Source organism: Psychrobacter sp. TAE2020, assembly GCF_018919485.1.
Classification (GTDB): Bacteria; Pseudomonadota; Gammaproteobacteria; order Pseudomonadales; family Moraxellaceae; genus Psychrobacter.
Genome location: NZ_JAHLMU010000001.1, coordinates 429,487 through 448,843 on the forward strand (window position 1 = coordinate 429,487; position 19,357 = coordinate 448,843).

8 protein-coding genes are annotated in these 19,357 nt (G+C 43.2%); 1 reads left to right on the plus strand and 7 read right to left on the minus strand.

Going from position 1 to position 19,357, the window contains the following annotated elements:
- Positions 1 to 64: 64 nt before the first annotated feature.
- The 5 genes from KPY62_RS01685 to KPY62_RS01705 form a co-directional block, all read right to left on the minus strand.
- Positions 65 to 436, minus strand: coding sequence for an Imm8 family immunity protein (locus KPY62_RS01685; protein WP_216580540.1), 372 nt, complete (start codon positions 434 to 436; stop codon positions 65 to 67).
- Positions 437 to 439: 3 nt separating this feature from the next.
- Positions 440 to 2,269 carry a VENN motif pre-toxin domain-containing protein gene (locus KPY62_RS01690; protein WP_216580541.1) on the minus strand — a complete coding sequence of 610 codons (1,830 nt, stop codon included), beginning with the start codon at positions 2,267 to 2,269 and terminating at the stop codon, positions 440 to 442.
- A gap of 246 nt (positions 2,270 to 2,515) precedes the next feature.
- Positions 2,516 to 3,109 carry an imm11 family protein gene (locus KPY62_RS01695; RefSeq protein WP_216580542.1) on the minus strand — a complete coding sequence of 198 codons (594 nt, stop codon included), beginning with the start codon at positions 3,107 to 3,109 and terminating at the stop codon, positions 2,516 to 2,518.
- Positions 3,106 to 12,207 (minus strand): hemagglutinin repeat-containing protein, encoded by a 9,102-nt coding sequence (locus KPY62_RS01700; protein WP_216580543.1) that lies wholly within the window; start codon positions 12,205 to 12,207, stop codon positions 3,106 to 3,108. Before KPY62_RS01700 ends, KPY62_RS01695 begins: the two co-directional genes overlap by 4 nt.
- 84 nt (positions 12,208 to 12,291) lie before the next feature.
- Positions 12,292 to 14,106, minus strand: a complete 1,815-nt coding sequence (locus KPY62_RS01705; protein WP_216580544.1) for a ShlB/FhaC/HecB family hemolysin secretion/activation protein — start codon at positions 14,104 to 14,106, stop codon at positions 12,292 to 12,294.
- Positions 14,107 to 14,331: 225 nt separating this feature from the next.
- On the opposite strand from KPY62_RS01705, the gene KPY62_RS01710 reads away from it, so the two are divergent.
- Entirely contained in the window at positions 14,332 to 14,988 is a 657-nt protein-coding gene (locus KPY62_RS01710) for a hypothetical protein (protein ID WP_216580545.1), read from the plus strand.
- A 123-nt stretch (positions 14,989 to 15,111) separates the two neighbouring features.
- Here the strand turns inward: KPY62_RS01710 and KPY62_RS01715 are convergent, their stop codons facing one another.
- Both KPY62_RS01715 and KPY62_RS01720 read right to left on the minus strand, forming a co-directional pair.
- The gene (locus KPY62_RS01715; protein ID WP_216580546.1) at positions 15,112 to 16,953 is read right to left on the minus strand and encodes a hypothetical protein; all 1,842 of its coding nucleotides are present in this window, start codon (positions 16,951 to 16,953) and stop codon (positions 15,112 to 15,114) included.
- An 86-nt stretch (positions 16,954 to 17,039) separates the two neighbouring features.
- Positions 17,040 to 19,178: a hypothetical protein gene (locus KPY62_RS01720; RefSeq protein ID WP_216580547.1), complete on the minus strand. Its 2,139-nt coding sequence runs from the start codon at positions 19,176 to 19,178 to the stop codon at positions 17,040 to 17,042.
- Positions 19,179 to 19,357: the final 179 nt, after the last annotated feature.

The following is a 19,357-nucleotide window of genomic DNA, read 5'->3' on the forward strand; positions in this document are numbered from 1 at the left end:
TTTTGATTAAGTCTAGTTTTTTTTATATATTGCAAGCTCTATATAGACCACATACTAAAATATACTACTCGACATACGGAACATAGTTATCAAATTCCCAGTGAAAATATTTTGATAAACTAACCAATTGTTCATCTAAGCCTTTATTAAGAGTACTTTTTTTTACTAAGTCCTTGATAAAACAAAGTAAATCATGTTTATTAAATACTTCCATTACGAATATACCTTTCTCTCTGAAGTAAATATTTTTATTTTCAATAATAATCTTATCAGAACTTTTTTCGTAATCATTAACTAAGTTAAAATGATATATATCACTTCCAAGCTCATCACCTAATAGTAAGTTGATCATCAAATTAAAACCATCATAACCTTTTAATTCAAAATCAGCGAAGTCTTGATGATCTTCGAATGATATATATTGTAATGTAAGCATTTTTTAGTCCTTAATATTCAAATGTGCGTTTACGATAACAGATCTTTTCTCAGTTGGCTTAGCACCTATAGGCACTTTACTTCTGTCATAAATTATTTCAATCTGTTCAAAATTAGCTTGTACACCAGTTGTGTTATATTGAGAAGGTCTTTTTGTAGTTGGTGCTCTATAAACTCTCATGCCATCACTACTTACAAAGACATTTGCATCACTTTTACTAACTCGATAACCTGATCCTACCCAGGCTTTACCCATAGCTTCAGCTTCTGCTCGCGTTGCTGTACCCATACCTACGTTACCTTTATTTTTAGATACATTCCTCAACATTCCTGACATTCGAGCCATTTGTTGTATTTCTGCTTGACTAATTTGTCTTGAGGCGATAGACCCAGCACCAGAACCAATGAAACCGCTACCAACGAAAGCAACAAAATATGGATCTTGAATTCCGTCTTGCCAACCTTTTAGATAACCAGAGAAACTACCTTCCATTACTGACATCTGCATTTGATTTAATGCTTTAGGATTACCTTCCGTGAGGTTGCCCATATTTACAATATTTGCGATAAGGATAGGTATCGCGTTCATAAAGTCCTGAATTTCATTCTTACGAACTATAAAATCAGTTTTTTTGGTTAACTTGTTATAAGCAGTGTATCCAATAGTATCTCCCTGTTTATTTACTACCTCAACTAATTGCCATTGGCCGTTACTCATCACCGTAGGGCGATACGTTGCTCCCTGCCCTCTAAATTCATCAATACACCTCGTCCAATTCAAGCATTGATCTTGAAGTTTATTTAAAGCATTTTCCTCAACTGCAACCTTGCTAGTCTCAGCCGCATTTACAGCATCTGTGACATTTCCTGTAGTCGCACCTACAGTTAAACCAACTAAGCTAGTAATGCTACTAATAACATCCTTTTGTTCAGCAGATAGTTCACTTGATTTTTTCTGATAAAGTAGATTAGATAATAGCGGTGCGGTGGCTTCACCTGCACTGGCTGACAAACCACCCGTTAAAGCATCATTGCCAGTAGCGTAGCTAACAGCTGCTCCTAGTAAAGCATGGGCTAGAATATGACCCGCTTGCTGTCCATTGGTCAGTCCATCCGTTTGATCAGCTTCTAGCCCTTTATAATACTGTCCAACCTTGAACGATACTGCTGGACTGACAGCTTTAGCAACATAGCCTGTGACACCATTACTATTCGGTCCGTAAATAGCGCCAGAGACAGCGTCAAACAGTAACCCTTGTTTTTGAACTTTATCTGCTTGCAGTAGCAAATTATCTCTATCAACTGTATTTCCTAACTGATCTTGTTCTTCAGCCTCTTCTCTTAAACCCTGCTCCTTCTTATTAAGCTCCGTCTTAATCTTACGCCGCTCCTGATCAAAGGCTTGGGTGATCTCTACCTGCGCCTCGAGCTCCTCATTAACTCGGGTTTCATCAAACCCATTCTCAAGCGCTCCTGCATACTCCTCTCGATTGTCAGTAGTGATACCACTGTTACCCGCGATACCTGTGATACCTGCACGAGTGGTACTACTATCACTATCCCCATCCGTGCCATAACCTAAACCGTTAGTATTGCCTTGAGGCTTGTTATCTGTCATACCAAGACTGATGCCAACTTGAATAGCATCTCCGTCATAGCTACTGGTGTTCTCTATATCTTGGGTAGTAATGCCGCCTTTGCTGACATATTTGTTTAGACCCAATTCTAGGGCTTTGTCAGTGGTGGTAATCGCCCCACCAATTAAAGTAGTTTTACCACCGACTTCTAGATCAAAGCCGCCATCTCCTTTAAAGATACCCGACTGCTGACCCACGGCTTTATAGTTGGCATTGATATTGGTCTTGCCGCCATTAAGCGATAGACTTGAGCCTGCACCCTCTAGAGCGATATCAGCGGTAAAGCCTATGTTCTTTTGATTGCTATGACAAGCGGTGGTGTCTGAATTTTAAAATAAAAAGCTACTACACACATTTATGTATAGTAGCTTAGTTGGCAGAAATTTTTTTAATAGTCTGAAATCATTATATTGATAAAGATATGATTATATTCATTATTTAAGTTAAACGATTTCTACTAATTTAAAAACATTTCCTACAAAGTGTTTATCTATTATTGCTTTGACCCTATCTGAAACAAACAAGCGATTAGTATATTCAGAAGCCCGAAATATATCAGTATTTTTAATGACGTCTCTCACTAAGACAGCAGTATGTAGTGACATGATTCTACCATCTTCAAAAACATCGTATTCTGATAGTTTTAAATCTAATGCATTACTTAAATGAACATTACAATAATAAAAATACCATGGTTCACCATGATATTCAGCTTCTAAAAAATAGCCACAGTTACCCAATATTCCTGAAAGATCATTTTTCAGGGCTTGAGAAAATACAAAAGTAGGTGCGCCCCATACATGCATAATATTTGGCCATAATGAGGGCCTTATTACTTTACCATCTTCTACTGGTAGATACTCTTCATATTCTTTAAATTCATGAAGTTCAACAGTTTTCCAACCATCTGAAGAAAAATCTGGACTGAAAAATTTATTAGCATTAAAATAGTGATCTAGTTCTTTGGAATCATAATCTACTTCAAAGTTATGAAAATGATCATCTAAATCTGCCTTCAGAATATAATAATTTGTCATAGTCCTGCCTTTCTTTTAATAGAACCATCTTTAATAGCTAAGGCTACATTCTTAAGAACATTTTCAGCCTCGGCCTTGGTAGTAACTGTTCTTAGCTCGTCAACAACGTAATCAGCCATTTTTTTACTATGTAGTCCAGAAGCTCTGTGGTTTAAAGCAAACATATCAGGTGTTGCCCCCCATTGAAAACCATTTTTAGTCATGCCTGTTTTTCGCGAGCCTGAAAGTGCTACACCATTGCTAGGAGCATTTATATCAATTCCTAATTCAGCTAAACGCTTTCTTGCTGGAGCAAATGCTCTTACGTTTCCAGCTACAATATGATGTGCTTCTTCACCATGCCTTAATGCTAAACCTTTAGAAATCATATTAGCACGTAATACCGCAGAAGAAGCAAGACTCGCAGGAGCGGCTAGTATCTCTCCCTTAACAACAGGGCTCAAATAGTTTTCTAATTTTTCTAAACTCTGCAAACCATCTTGGTTAGCTTTATAAGTTGGAGTTTTGCCAATACCATCTTTACCACTATCGATACTATAATAGATGTAATTATCATTATAATACCCACTACTATTGAACATAACAATATCAGATTTTTGTTTTGAACTACTATACTTATCCTTCGGTAGTACTGTTTTGGCATACTGAGCCTTTAGCTTATTATAAGCATTCTCAGCAGTAATTATATCTCCTTTAACTATACGTTTCTCTGCACTTTGAATACCTGATATTGAAAAGCCCAATTCATTTTCAAATCTGTCTAGAATTGCAGCACCCTTGCTATCTAAATGAGATAATGTAACTGCATATAGTATAGTGTTCCAGTATTCCTCAGTTCCTCCTTCTGATTCAGCTAGTTTCTTCGCAACTGAATTCAAAACTTGTATTTCTGATGTATGCAACTTTCTATTATTCGCATCCACATTAGTCGCCGTCACCGTACTTGAGGTATCTAGTCCTGCCGCACTGCTAGCACCTAATAGCGTCAAACTAACCAAACCACTTGCTGTGCCACTAGCGATACTTTCGCTCATGCCTTTATCTACAAGTGCTTTCGCTATTTTCTCTTGGATATTATTAAGCGTCGGTGCAGCAGCAGCAACGCCACCTGTGGTTAAGGCACCTTCAACACTACCAGTACCCAATGCGCCAAGCGCTGTGTGAGCAGCGACTCTATAAACACCACCTTCATCCCATTTTTTAATAGCTTCCAACTTTTCATCAATACTAAGAGTATTATCAGCTTTAATGGCTTGAATACGACTTTCTGAGAAGTCAGCCACCGCTTTAGGCGCTTCCTTACCGAACTCCTTAGTAATCTGATTCTGCGCTTGCAGCTCCTCAGTGACACGAGTGGCATCAAACACACTCTCAAGCTTACCCGCAAGTGCTTGGCTATTGTCTGTAGTGAAAATACCTTGCTCGTCGTTATAACCACTGACGCCCCCTTTGGTGATACTGCTGTCGCTATCACCGTCTGTGCCGTAGCCAATACCATTCATGGTGGCTTGTGGTTTATCTTTGATCTTACCAATACTTAAACCAGCAGAGATCGCATCGCCGTCATAGCTTGTGGTGTTTACGATATCGGTTGAGGTGACGCCTTGTTTAAAGACGATGTTACTCTTGCCATTGGCTTGTGCTTCCTCTGATGTGGTGAAGACGGCGCCTTTGAAGTTACCTTTGCCTTCAACGATTAGATCGGCTTCATTGGCGAAGAGGCCTGTTTGTTGCCCGACAATTTTAGAATTCGCATTGATATTAGTCTTAGCACCATTGACAGAGAGGCTGGAGCCTTTACCGTTACCCATGAGGTCAACATCAAGGTTAAAGCCTGCGCTCTTCTGATTGCTGTCGTACTCGTAAGTATCTTGTGGACTCTCTAAGGTCACATTGCCGCCGATAACGCCTTGGACTTTATCCGTGTTAAAGACCACGCCTTTACCGTTGAGATCGTTACCAATATCAAAGGTGGTGGTGCCACCGACGTTGACTTGGCTATCGGCATAAGTGACTGAGTCGCTGTTGGCATAGCCTTTGCCCCTGCTGGCACTGGCGGTGATACCGACACCGCTACCTGTTGATGCATAGCCCCCAATAGCCGCACTTGAGCTTGAGTTATCACTACGAGTATTGCTGTTTTGTGCCACGGCGTTAATATTTAAGTTGTTATCCGCTTGGAACAGCGCGTCATTGGTGACGTTAAGATTACTGCCATTGATGTTGATGTTGCTATCGGTGCCACCGCCGGTTGCAATAAGGGCTAGGTTATTGGTAGTGATGTTTGAGGCGTGGTTGACCTCAGTGTAGCTTGAGCTGTTTGATTGACTCTTTTGAGTGCCTATAGTGGCTTGGATACGGGTGTTGCCCACGCCTTTGAGATTGCCATCGAGTAGATCGTACCCCGCACTATTGGCCTCGGCAGCTAAGGCTTTTACCTTTAATAACCCAGCAGCGCCTGCCATACCTTTCATACGTACGCTTTGGGTATTGCCACCAGCATCGACTAGGGCGTCAATGCTCTTAGCACTGTCAATCAGGCTGTTGGAAACCGACACCGTTAGACCGCTTTGTTTAAACGTCTGCTCACTTTGATTGGTGTAGACATCTAGGGCGTTATCGATGTTGATCTGTTTGGCGCGGACAATAGTGTTGCCACGCTCCGTGGAATTGATGTCTTTGTCGCTATCAGCGCCCATACCAGCAATCAAGTTACTACCTGTTTGCTGGTATTTACCGCCTGCCGTGATGATGACGTTGCCGTCGATTGCGCCAACATTGCTGGCAGTATGGGTCAAGGAGGTGCTGGTGTTACTTTCATCGGTTTGCTGGCGACCAATGGTGATACTGGCGCCACCTGTGCTAAACATGCCTGACTTTTTCTCTTGCGAGATATTAGTTTTACTTGAGGTGTTCTGGGCGGCTAAGATGCTGACATCACCCTTAGTCGCAATAAGCTGAGTACCACGATCACTGAGGGCGTTAGTGCCTGTGAGGCTGATGTTTTGTCCTGCTTGGATAAATACTTTATCACCCTCAATGTTGCTACTGATGGCGGTATCGCTTTCACTGTTAAAGCGCTCTTGGCTGGTTCTTTTACTTAAGAAGCCACTGCTGCTCATTTTACTGGCGGTTGAGAAGTCTGTGGTGGCGCGTCCCTCTGTGAAGGTGACGTCATTGTCGGCAACGATACTGGTAGTGCCTGTTTGACTGTTTAGGGTAGTGGCAACGCCTGTGACGTTGTTACCTGCTACGGTTAAGTTGCCAAAGCTAGTAACATTACTACCGTTATCTTGGGTCTGACCATCAGTGTAGTAGTTATTGCCATCACCAATGGCACGAACCTCATTGCCTGTATTGATCGCATTGAATTTGACGTCGCCTTTCTCGGAGATGATTTGGGTGTTGCCGCTCTTGTTACTGGCGACCCCTGCGGCAAAGACAACATCATTCTTGGCGGCGATAGATAAGGTGGTTAAGGGATTGCCATCCTCATTCACTTGTCCTTTGAGGCCATCGCCTACGCCAATTGATCCCACTTGGTCAATGCCTGTGCGCGTGGCACTACTTGCGCCAAGCTGATTGCTGGTGCTATAGGTACTACTGGCATTGGTGATGGTATTGGCTTTTAACCCTAGCGTATTATCAGCATAAATAGTAGCGCCGGTGTTGCTAATTTTATCGTCAGCGTTAATCCTAGCATCAGCACCACTTAAGCGACCGCCATTGGTGTTGTTGACGTTATTAGCGTTTACGTTAAGGGTTTTATAACCGTCAATAAGTCCTTGATTGTTGAGGTCTTCCTTGAGATTAATATTGACTTGGGCTGCGGCAATAAAGCTACCATCACCTCTGATCGCACCTTGCTTAGCTCGTACGTAGACTTTGGGGGCAAGCACTGTCTGTGTGCTACCATCGGCAAGCGTGACTTGTTGCTGCTCAAGCCAGACGATGTCACTAGTTAGATTAGCCACTTGGCTTGCTGTGAGGGCGATACCTGGACGTATATTTAGCGTTTGAGCAACACTGATGCCCGCATCCATAAGCCCTTTATACTGCTCGTCCTGATTACTATAGTCACCTAAGTAGTAGCGACCTGTGAGCATCATGATCTGGTCGCGGATATACTGCTGCTCGTAGTAGCCATCCCCCAAACGCTTTTGGGTAATGTTAGGGTCAAGCTTTAGGCGCTGTAGCATATAGTCTGAGGTTAGCCAGTTTTTATAGTTAGCAAAGGCAGGATCCGTCTCTACTAAGTAGCTATTGGTACTATCGGCATCGATAGTGTAGAGGCTGTTATTGGGCAGACTTGTCGCACCATCGACACTTCGAATCTCATCGCCTGATGGGGAGACAGCTACCGTAATTGAGCTATTGTTGGTGGGAGCAGCTCCGCCTTGTAGAGCTGATACTGCTGAGCTATTACCATCGATTTGATTATCAACGGCAATCGTATCTTGTACGGATGGGGATAGATCAGCAAACTCCTTAAATCGCGCTACTGGTAGCTTAATAGTGCTCTCTTGAGAGTCAGTAAAGGCTATTGAGTCATCATTATCACGTTGATGATAGCGCTTAAACCCGCCGCGCCACCGTGACTCACTAAACTGACTAGTACCATTTTGAATAACTAATAGTTTGCCTTCACCATCTAGCTGCTCAAGGGTACTGTTACTTTCATCAAAGTCAATACGACCCCCTGCTAGAATTTGGCTTTTGTCATTGAGGACATAATCAGCATCCAGCGTCATATTACCACCAGCAATGATCTGCGCTGGGGCTGAGTCTAGCACTACGCTTTGTCTTTGACGCTCATTAACTATAATTTTTGTCCAAGCTCTAATCTCAACACGTCCATAACCTTCGTTATAAGCGCGTACCGCATTATCTAGTGCTTCATACTTTTCACTATCTTGCTCCTCCCAACTGTTAAGCTCAGCACCATAAGCTTGCAAGGCAGTATCATACTCTTTTTGCTGCTGCTTATATTGCTCAAGCGCACTATTGTACGCACTGCAAGCTGCACTGGCAGGATCACTACAGCTCTCTTGACCTGTAGGCGGCGTAGGCTTAGTAAGGGTAGGCTCAGGTGGCGCTTCTCTATTGGGCGGGGTCAGCTCAAAGTACGCCCAAACAGGATCACTATTCTTATAATTTAAGGTGCAGACGCTAGTAGGCCCATCATCACAGGTAGTTGCACTAGGTATTGGCGACTGACCCAGCTGACCCTCTTCAATAATATTATCATCGTCCTCAGCATATCTATATTGACCTGCACGGCTCCAAGACTCCCATTTTAATTTATCTAAAGGTATTTTGTTGTCAGTGGCTTTAGGTATGATAAATGTCTTTTGGTTCTCACTGCCTGCAACGTCTTGGATCTCAGTCTTAAACGATAGGTTTTTATTGATCAATTTATCAGCAGTGATTGACATATCACCAAACGATTCGATACGACCACTTAGATTGTTAACTTCTTTGGCATTAGCCGTAACCACGCCCTTGTCATCGATAGCGCCACCAATGGTTAGATTTTGATTACTAAGTATCCATGCATTATCTTGTGCCTTACTATTGGTAACAGTGCCACTTTGGTTATTGATCGTATCAGCAATGATCACCATATTGCCTCTTGAGGCCATAATAGCGCCTTTAGGGTTAGAGCGAGACCCTTGGTTATTTACGGTATTTGCTTTGATTAATACGGTTGTACCATAAATCTTAGCACTGTCATTATCAAGATAATTGGCCTGCAAATTCAAATCATTGGCATTGATTAGGCCTTTATTATGCAAAGTCTCAGTCGCTCTAAGCGCTACGCTATCGCTTACAATCGTGCCAGTACTATCGTTAGTGATATTATTCGCTTGTAGAGTAAGTTTATTACCTGCTTTGAGCTCAGCTTGGTTATTAAATCTACCAAGTGTTTTAATAGAGAGCTGATTATTAACTTGCAGATTATCGCCTGCTTGATGCGTATAATCTTGCTTGAGTGTGATGCTTGCATCGCCTTGACTGATAACAGAGCCTTGAGCATTGCTAAATTTATCAGCGATTAGCGTTATGTCTTTATCGCTTTTAAGCTCACCTTCTGCGTTAGACAGTGCTAAGGTTTGCGCATCAGTACCTATAGTTAATGCGTCTTTACCGTAGATATACCCTTTGGTATTTTGCAGGTCTTGTGAGAGTGATAAATTATTAGTAGTACCACTGATGTACCCTTGGTTATTATTTAAGGTTTTAGCATTGATAGTAATACTTGGCGCTTGTATGCCACCTGTGAAGTTTTTACCCTCCAGCTGATCGCTATTGCTAATTTGCTGCGCGGTAATATTTATCGCTTTATCAGATAATAATAATGAGTTTTTACCGACGTTCTCTACAGTATCAAAGCCAATATCTAATAAGCCTTTGCTACGGATGGTGCCCGAATTATTAGTGAGCGCGCCGTTTGGATTTTCTTGTTTGAGGCTAATTGTTGAATTGGCGTACAGACTACCTTGGGTATTATCAATACTCGATGCCAAGCCATCGATCTGATTGGCAGATACTTCGCTATAGCTTGAATTAATGCGTTTAGCAGCACCTAATGATATTTTATCATCGGCAAAGACTTTGCCATAGCTTAGATCAAGGTTCTCAGTATTTGCATTGAGTTGAATATTTTTAGCTTGCAAGGTGGCTTTGCTTAAATCTAACTCACTACCTACTAGTGTTAAGCTACCAGTAGCAATCGTCTGACCTTGATTGCTTTGTTTATTTTGACTGGTAATGTTCAGATCATATTCATCAGCTGATAAAGTGCCATCCTCACTCATACCAGCAATCATTTTAGAGGTCGCATCTTGCACGGTGTCTTTTGCTTGAATAAAGAGTGTAGTACCCGCAGCTATAGTTGAGTTGTCTAAATTATCTACTCGATCTTTAACCTTTATATCTATCGCTTTAGCGCTACGAACTAGTGCCTTGTTCTGTGAGATGAGCGATTGACTATCAATATCGACATCTTGCTTAGCACTTATAAGGCCTTGGGTGTTATCCAGCTTACCGCTTAGCGTCACACCAAGCGTATCCTCTGCATAAATTTTGCCTTGGGTGTTGTCCAGCTGATTAGCTTTAGTCGTAACCGTTAGACCTTGCATTAGACCTTGAGTATTATTGATATTAGCTTGCGTGATAAGCGTAATATTTTTTTGACTCGCTAAAATACCCGCTGTGTTATCAATCCCTTGCTGACTGGCTATATTAAAACCTTGTTGACTGATTATCTGACCTTGTCTATTGTCAAGTTTCGCTAAATTCCAGTCAGCGTTACTCACTTGTATGCGGCTGTTATCATTGTTCAAACGATTATTTAATTGCTGGTTATCAGTAATGAGCGTATCGACGGCTATGCTCGATTTGTTTAAATTACTAATATCATTTGCTTGTACATTCACCACACCAGTAGCAGTGATTCGCGCATTGCTCGTTGTGTTGTTAATAGTAGTGGCTGTGATTGAGCCATTAGCGGTTACAGGAGTGAGTATAGGAGAGGTTGCGGGCACATCAGGGTTAGGTGATGGGTTTGCAGTATTATCTACAACTTGGGTTTGTGTGCCCGTATTAGCCGTACTAGGCGCTGTATTGACACTTGGCGTCGTCGCGATAGGTTGATTTTCATAAAGCGCTTGCCCAATGATCGCCTGATTTTGATTAATGAGCTTTTGGCTTTGTACTGCTAGCTTACCCGTACCTGTTTGCTCAATAAGACCCGTATTATCTAAAGTGGCAGTCTTTATATTAAGCTGTCCACTACTAATAGTGCCAGAGTTTTCAATACGTTGCTGATTGATCGCTTCAGTTTTGTCAAAGCTACTAATAAGACCTGAGTTAGTTAGGTCTTGACTGTCTAAAGTTATGGTCTTTTGACTGCTGCTGATGGTGCCTGAATTATTGATGCTACCTGTTTTTTTGACATTCAATTCTTCTTTTGAGGATAGCATACCTGAATTAACGAGATTACCGTTGCTATCGAGCTGCAAGCCGCCAACATTGGAGGCGATGATGCTCCCTGCATTGGTGACCCCCATACCTTTGTCAGTGCCGATCAGACGGATCTTGCCGGCGTACATCGCTCCCAACGCTGAAACGTCGAGCGCCACGCCTGTCGCTTGATTGCTTGCAGCACTATTAGGAGTAATAACCGTATCTGCCGCATCGGTCTCATAGCTGACTCGATTGCTACCAGTGATGACATCTAAACTCTTAGCATAGACTGCCGCATTAATCTCCGTGGTTTTGGCGAGGATCTGGGTGTAGTCAGCACCGCTAGTATTTAAGCCCTCACCTTCAACCCGAACCGCACCCTTACTGATATCAAAGCCCATCAAGCGGCCTTGATCCATCAGCGCCTCACCGGTAGTCAAAGTAGTACGCGAGGCATTGATAAAGCCGCAACCGGCGCAAGTGATACCAGCGGGGTTAGCGATAATCAGCTCAGCACGGCCACCAGCAATCTCCGTAAACCCGCTCAAGCGGCTAGGATCGCTTGAATTGACCTCATTAAGGATAACCCGAGCCTCACCGCGTGCTAAATAAGGATTGCCCTCGACCCAACCGGCGAGCTGGGTTTGTGCATTGACGCGACTGTTATTCAAAATAGCGCCATCAGCGCCAACATCGAATTTGCTAAAAACGTTACGCGATACCCCAGCGGCGCTTGGCGATTGAATGTTGACTTGAGTTTTACCGTTTGAGGTATTCAGTATTGTCGCTTGTTGATTGGCCGCCGCATTGCGATCAGCGACTATAGTAGTGCTATCGGCATGAGCGGAGAGGCTGACGCTTGTTGCTACGATAGTGGCAAGACCTAATGACAACAGTACCTGTGAGCGTAGAGTGTCTAATTTGCCACCTTGATAGCTGCCTGCATTACCAGAAGCATTGAGCTGTCCAGACCTTTGACCGTTAATCTGCGAAGCACCAGCCACTTGACTGATATCGCTGCCACCCTCGCTTGCATTACTGGTTTTACCTTGCGATCTAGCGGCTTCGGACACCACCATGAGCATGCCACGGGCCTTGTTAAATACTACTCGATAGCATTGCTTATTCATAAAGATGTCCTTGGATATGTTTTTTGCAAAATAAATATTTTTAAAATTAACTGTGGTTTATATAGTGACGCTTATAGAACAGACTTAATACTGCCAGCCCAAGCTAAAGCCCGTGACCCAGTCTTTATCACTGAAGTTATCTGGCTGAGCTAATGGATAGCCGGCGAACAAGTCGTAACTAGTGCGCAGTGGAGTGACATAACCTTTAACGCCTACTACCCCGCCGACTAAATGATTGCCTAGCAGTAGATCATCTTGTGCTGTATTGTCCAACTTTACATACCCGGCATCGATACCGGCATAGACCGCATGGGGTGTGTTGCCTAGATAAGCACTTAGCTCTTGGCGGATCAGTGCGCCATGATCACCACTCAAGCTGCGCCCACCATCGAAACCGCGCACACTATAACGACCCCCAATGACAAAGCGTTCACTGGGAACTAACGCCTCTGTAGCATACTGCCCCTTTAAGGTAGTTTGGTATCGTAAAGCCTGCTTACCAATAGTCAGCGGACGACTCATATCGACATCGACTTTCACAATCCCAGCACGAGCACTACCTTCATTAAACAAGGCTTCAGGGGGATCTATCGCATCGAAGGCTCCTGTACCACGCTGATAGATAATATCGCCAAGCCATTGGCTCTTTCCAATACTAGTTTCATAACCTACCCCCAGCTTATAGCCTGCAGTACGGCGGCGTTGTACTTCAACTTCGGTATCATCAATATAGTTGTTTTGTTGCTTGGCGAAGCCGCCCGCTTTTAGATAAGTCTTACTGTGACTGTCACGGTGTACTAGCTGGCTGACTAATGCTTCCGTGTTATAAGACTCACCGCTGTAGACATAATCTTGATTGGCACCGGCAACCGTCTGATCATAGTTATAACCGCTGTGTGTGAGCGTCAGTTGAGTATTATCAATGGGTAATACATATCCGACGTTATAACCCCAACTACCATCATTCTTGTCGTTCCCACCATCAAGATCATGGTTATAAGACAGATATAACAAGTCGTTGTGCCAAGTTGGGTTGTCTAGTGACAAAGTAACGTTACCTTGATAGATGCCAGTGCTCTCTTGACCGGAGTCATCGACAGTTGCAGATAAGCGCCAGCGCTTATTTTGTTGCCATTTGACTTGAATATCACTATAGCCCGGTGTACTTATACGGCTGCTAGGACTAATAGAAAAATCAGCATCGGCAGTCGGTACCCGCTTAAAGTTCTCCAGCGCCTGTTCAATATCCCGCACGTTTAATAGATCGCCAGATTGCATCGGCATAGCTGGAGCAAAGTTAGCAGGATTACCGCTATTATCGATATATATTAGTCGACTGGCTTTGACATCTATCGGCGTTATTTGATCAATACGACCAGGGATAACTGTCAGATATAGATTACCGGATTTAAGATTTTGGTTATCAATTAGCACCCGAGTAGTGACATAACCCTGCTCAATGATACGGTTTTGTACCTTAGTGACTAGCTGATTGATATCATTTAAGGCCAGACAACTGCCTATTATAGAAGCCTTGCCTGTCGTAAAAGGGGTTAATGCAAAAGTGAATTTTTCGCTTAATTCACCAATCAAATAGATATTATTAATATCAAAACATGGCATAGCTGCTAAGTCAGTATTTTGCTCATTGGTAGCGGCTAGTGGTGAGGTAACTTCAAAAGGCCGAGTGTCAATAGTAACAGTAGGAGTGCTCAACTGCTGCTGCTTCAAGGCCTCAGTGCGTTGCTGTTGATACTGCTCAGGAGTGATAGCCTGAGCACTTATACTGACCCCAACACTGGCTATGCTGAGAACCAAGTAATGCCAAGCAGCGGTTGTTTTATTATTGCAATTGTGCTTATAGTGGCTTATTTTGGGATTAAAGGTTATTGTGTACATACGTTCACCATAGATATAATAGCGAAATTATGCTCTCAACAACTGTTGATTACAACAATTTTATAATTTTTTTTAACGCTATGCTATTGCTTTTGAACCCTTATTTTTCACAGCTTATTTCTATAGCAATATTAGCGTGTGTTGAGCGTTAGGACACGTTAAGTATTAGAACCTATCGAGCATTAATGAATGAGACGCTAATAATTTTACTACTGAGCATGCATTATGAAAAAAATTGTATTACTAGTCATCACTAGCACAGTAGCAGCTGTCCCTGTCTATGCGGCAAACTATAGTAGTTTTATTGCTCCCAGCTCTTTAGGTAAAGATGTAGAAGTCTTAAATAGTCAGTATAAGCTGGGTCTAAAGAAGCAAAATTGGAATGGCTACAGTAATGCTGGCGCTGGTGCTTGCCAGCTGGATGTTGAAGTCACTAAAGGTAACAAAATCCGCTCCATTAGGATCATCAATAGCGCAAGTTGTCGTTATATAACTAAGTCAAATGTCACTTATAACAGTAAGACCAATACAACCAAAGACTTACTTAGCCAAGTCGATGTTGAAAATATTCAGTTTATTCCGGGTTGCTTTAACTGCCCCTCAACCATTGCGATCAGCGATAACTTGCTGATCGATCGCTCTATAGACCCTTACTACACTAAGTTTGAAATATCAGGTTATAACAAATCTTACTTAGGCTATATTGCCAAGAAGTTGTTCGGTAACCCGGTTGGTGGCAATTACAATGCCATGATGGACATGCTGGAATTAAGAGCCGCGCAAGAGATAGACTTTTACGACCGTAATGCCTTTAAAATACAAGCTATCAAGAGTTATGATCTGCAAGATAAGCCTTTAAGCTACACCCTTATTGTTAAATAGTTTGGGGGCCTGCTACTGTTGACAGTGTCATCCCCGCTGTTCCTGTTCCTGTTCCTGTTCCTCTTCCTGTCCGTGTTCCTATCAGCATTGTTACCTCTATTGCTCCTGTATAGCTCCTAAGCTTTATTCAGCATTTAGTCCCTCAGCTTTTGTCGCATAGATACTCTTATACATTGGCAAGGCGCTAAATAGCATCTTCCCTATCGTAGTACCGCCACCGTTACGGTAATAGTCAGCAAGCTCAGTACTATATTGTCTTATATCAACGCTGTTACTAGCATTAGGTAACTGCGCATCAGCGGGCAAGTTTGGAAACATAGGCTCTTGGCCTCTTAATGGCAGATAGCGCTGTAGAATGTCAGTGCTGATCTGACTGCCAAGCTTAGCTTGACTATCCACTGGCGCATAGCTACGGTTATGATGCCACTGCAACTGACCGCGATTATCGAGGCCATACAGGTCTTGTATTGGCAAGCTTACTAGTGTCTCTGACTCCACTGGCTGTTGTTGCTCTGGCTCATTGCTAGCTTTTTTCATCAGTGCCAATAGCTGCTCAACTAGCACCTTACTAGTAAAGGTCTGATCCTCTGCTGATGCATTACTCAGCTCATCATCTTGGCTTGGGGTGATTAGTTGCGGATACTGTTGAGTGATATCATGATAAAAGCTCTCGGCATAGTCGCTATAAGACTGTTTATAGCTGTCAAGACTACGGGTGCGCCTAATAATTTGAGCGCTTTGTAGCATCGGGGTCAGTTGCTGGGCAGATAATTTAGGGGATAAAGCCGTCAAACTATTCGGCGCTATAAAGTCGAACTGGCTAGCGTCAGCATTGGCGTAGTTATTATCCAAAGCCTTGAGATGCGCTTTGATAACCGCACTGCCAAAACCTTTGGGCAAACTGCCATCGTCCAGCGCTAACTTCAACCATTTGTTCTGCCATTTAGTGCCTAATTTATTATCCAACAGCTCTGAATTAAACAGCGCAAAATTATCAGCCCAAAGATAGATATTGCCGCCCTTAAAATCGATATAAACCGGCTGATTCATACTAGTTTGATTATTGCGCCCTTGATACTGCACACTGCCGAGCATAGTGAATCTGCCAGCTAATGGCTGATAGACGCCTTGAGCGTTAATCGATAACGGTTTGAGTAAATAGGCATCTAGTAGTTGCGCTTTTTTATTATCCGTTACTGAGGCCATATCCTCGTAGTTATCGAACAGCTGCTGATAATAAGGCGATACTACTGCGCCTCGGCTAGCACTAGCTGCAGCAATAGTGCTGCTACTGCTTGTAACTTGATTTTTAGCGCCCTTAATACGGCTAGTCTCAACGATAGTCGCGCCAGCCGCGCCAGAGGTTTCGCTGTTAAGCTTAGCACCCGCTTTTAGCGCTACTGCTGCGTCACGATTATCTATGCTATAGGCTGTGCTTTCACCTTCATCACTATAATCGCCATAACTGCTATCATCTTCAGGATACTGATTGGCATCCCAAGCCAAATAAGCCTCATTACAAGCTAAATAGTTCTGCTTTAGCGCTTGGCGCTGAGATTCATAAGCGCTAGTAGAAATATCTAACTGCTGCGCTTCAGCTTGCACTAATAGATCGGCATAAGCTTGGTCATGAGTATCCTCACAGTAGTCATCGATATAGCCTGTTTTCGCTAAGGGTTGTATAGCCGCTGGCGTTGTATTGCCAGCGCTAAATTGCGCCTCATTACTTATTTCGACATTGCTATGATAGCTAAAAGACTGGCGACGCTGCTGCTGTAGCGCCGTTGCTAGAGCCGTTTTTGCAGCGCTGGGCGTGTTATTAGTGGCTATATTAGCTTGGCTCAAAGCAGTGGACTGGCACCCTGCCAATAACAAGCCGGCGCTTACTAATGCTCCTGTTAGCACTAGGCTAGTGGTTTTAATTGATTGCAAACGAGCTAGAGTAGATGCAGGTGCTATGTTCATTTTTTATCCTTAAAGCATAGTGTTAGACGTAACAGATGACGGGGAGCTGCCGTTAATTAGGTAGCCCCTACCTTTGCTAGTTAGAATCATTGACTATCAAGAGAGATATCCGCATCTTCAGTCTTTACGGCATCAACAGCGTCTATATAGTCTTGGGTAGTTTCATAGGTACTGTCGTCATCATAGCTATAGCGAGCATAGCGCGCTTGTCTCAGTTGCTCTGTGCGTTGGCGCTGGCTAGTTAACCAAGCATTACCATCCATAGCTGGTTGCGAGTTGGGGCCAAACGACTGGGCTAATAATGGCGTTAAGGCATGTTGGTTAAAGCTAGCTTGGTCATAGCGAATTTGATTGAGGACCGCAGTGCGTGCACCCATCAAGTCGCCGCCGATGTTTATAGTCTGCTGTTTGGCCAATAGTCGATCTGCCCGGTCTAAATAGTAATAGTTGACCTGATTAAAGGAGATAGGACCTATAGCTTCTATCAGCTGTAGTAAGGCGCCAACATCAGCGCTTTGGTAGCCCTTATTATAGAGTTGGATTTTATTAATGGCTTTTTTCAGCGCCGCATCATCAGTATATTTATCAGGGTTAGCCTCGACATAGCGGGCTAAAGAGCGGCTGACATATTTGAGCATCTTACCGATCATCTCACCGCTTTGTTGACTACCGAAATAGACTTTTACGGCGCGTTCAGCCCCGACTTCTTTAGCAAAAGCATCGTCACGGATATCGACCGCACTGAAGTTTTCGGCCGACAACTCAGCCATACTATCTGGTATAGCAGCGATCACAGCATCATAAATCACTGCAGAAGGTAACTGTGAGGTAATAGTTTCCGGTAAGCCAAAATTCACAGTATGGCTGCTCATCTGTTCAGGCAAAGGCGTATGTTCAGGGTTGACTAAGGCTACTAAAGGCAGTAGAGCTGAGGGGTCAATAGTGATACGGCTGTTGTTAAAATCGATCGCTAATGGTATCTGCACTGAGGAGCTAAGCGTTGGGGTGCTATAGTCATAGCTATAAACACTTTGCAGCTGTTTTTGCTTAGGCTGATAGTGGCTAACACTATTGAAGGCTAAATGCTTATACTGATATGCATTCATCGCCTCTACTTGCTCTGGCGTACGTTGCAACATACCTAAAGCTATGCCGATCATGCCAGCGAATGGATCGTACGCAGCAGCGCCACCTTGCGTAGCCGCTTGCTGTTTCTGGTTTTGCATCGCCTCATAATCTCTTAGCAGACCCTTTGGATTTAGCCTCCCTAGTCTTGACGAGCTGGCACTGCTGTCCTCCTCGTCTGAGTTATCGCCATAAACGCCGTTTTTATCATAGCCGTACTCATCCAAGCCGCGATTGTCAAAACCATTTACATCATAGCCATCGTAGTCATAACCTTGATAATCATAACCGTCTGTATTGTAGCCATCTTGGTCATAACCCTCTCGATCGTAACCGTCTTGGTCATAGCCATATTGGTTAAAACCATCAGCATCGTATGACTCTGCTTCATCACTATTTATTGCCGCTACCGCAGCAGCGACAGCTGCTTGTGCTGCTTCTACCGCTTCATCGTCAGTATAAGCCTCTGCTGCATAGTCAATATCAGAGTCTACAACACAGACTTCATAAGCGTCATCGTTACTATTGTCATTACAGCTATTTGATTGCGCTGCCTCTAGCTCTGCCCTAGCCTCAGCGACTTGTGCATCAGTATCACTATCACTATCACTATAGTCAGCTGAGTTTTGGTTTTTATAAGCATAAAGCTCGATCATGGTTCGCAGTAAACTACTAGATCCAGCATCGATGCTGTCGGCTTTGGTAAAAGGTACTACCTGATAATGGGCTTGCGCTACCGCCACTTGTTCGCCTGCTAGATGCTGGCGGATGGCGCTAAGCAAACGTGATTTGGCTTGGGATTCGCTATTAGGGTATTTAGTCTGATCAAATAACTGCTGATAGCGTTGATCATTGGCTAACAGCTGAGCATTAAATGCGCTTCCTTGTGCGCTATCGACTTTATTAAAATCAATCATCGCTTGACTAGCGTTTTTCGATGGCGTTGGGCTAGTCTGACAACCTGACAGCACTACAGCGGCGCTACCGAACACTAACAGATAGGCGGCGGTTATTACTGCAGGTTTTTTATTATGAGGGTCAGCTGACTTCCTGAGCTGCCCCTTATAACGACGCTGGAGGTAATGCGTAGGCAATGACATAAAAATCCCTTTATTCATGCTGATAGCTATTTTTGATTACTGTTTTTGACTACTGTTTTTGCTTGCTATTTTTGCTTAATAAGGTCGAACATTCAATGCTCACTAATGAGCTGGGCATTGGTAAAAATTAATAAAAATAGCGTCTATATTGCTATATATAACACATAAAATTACATATT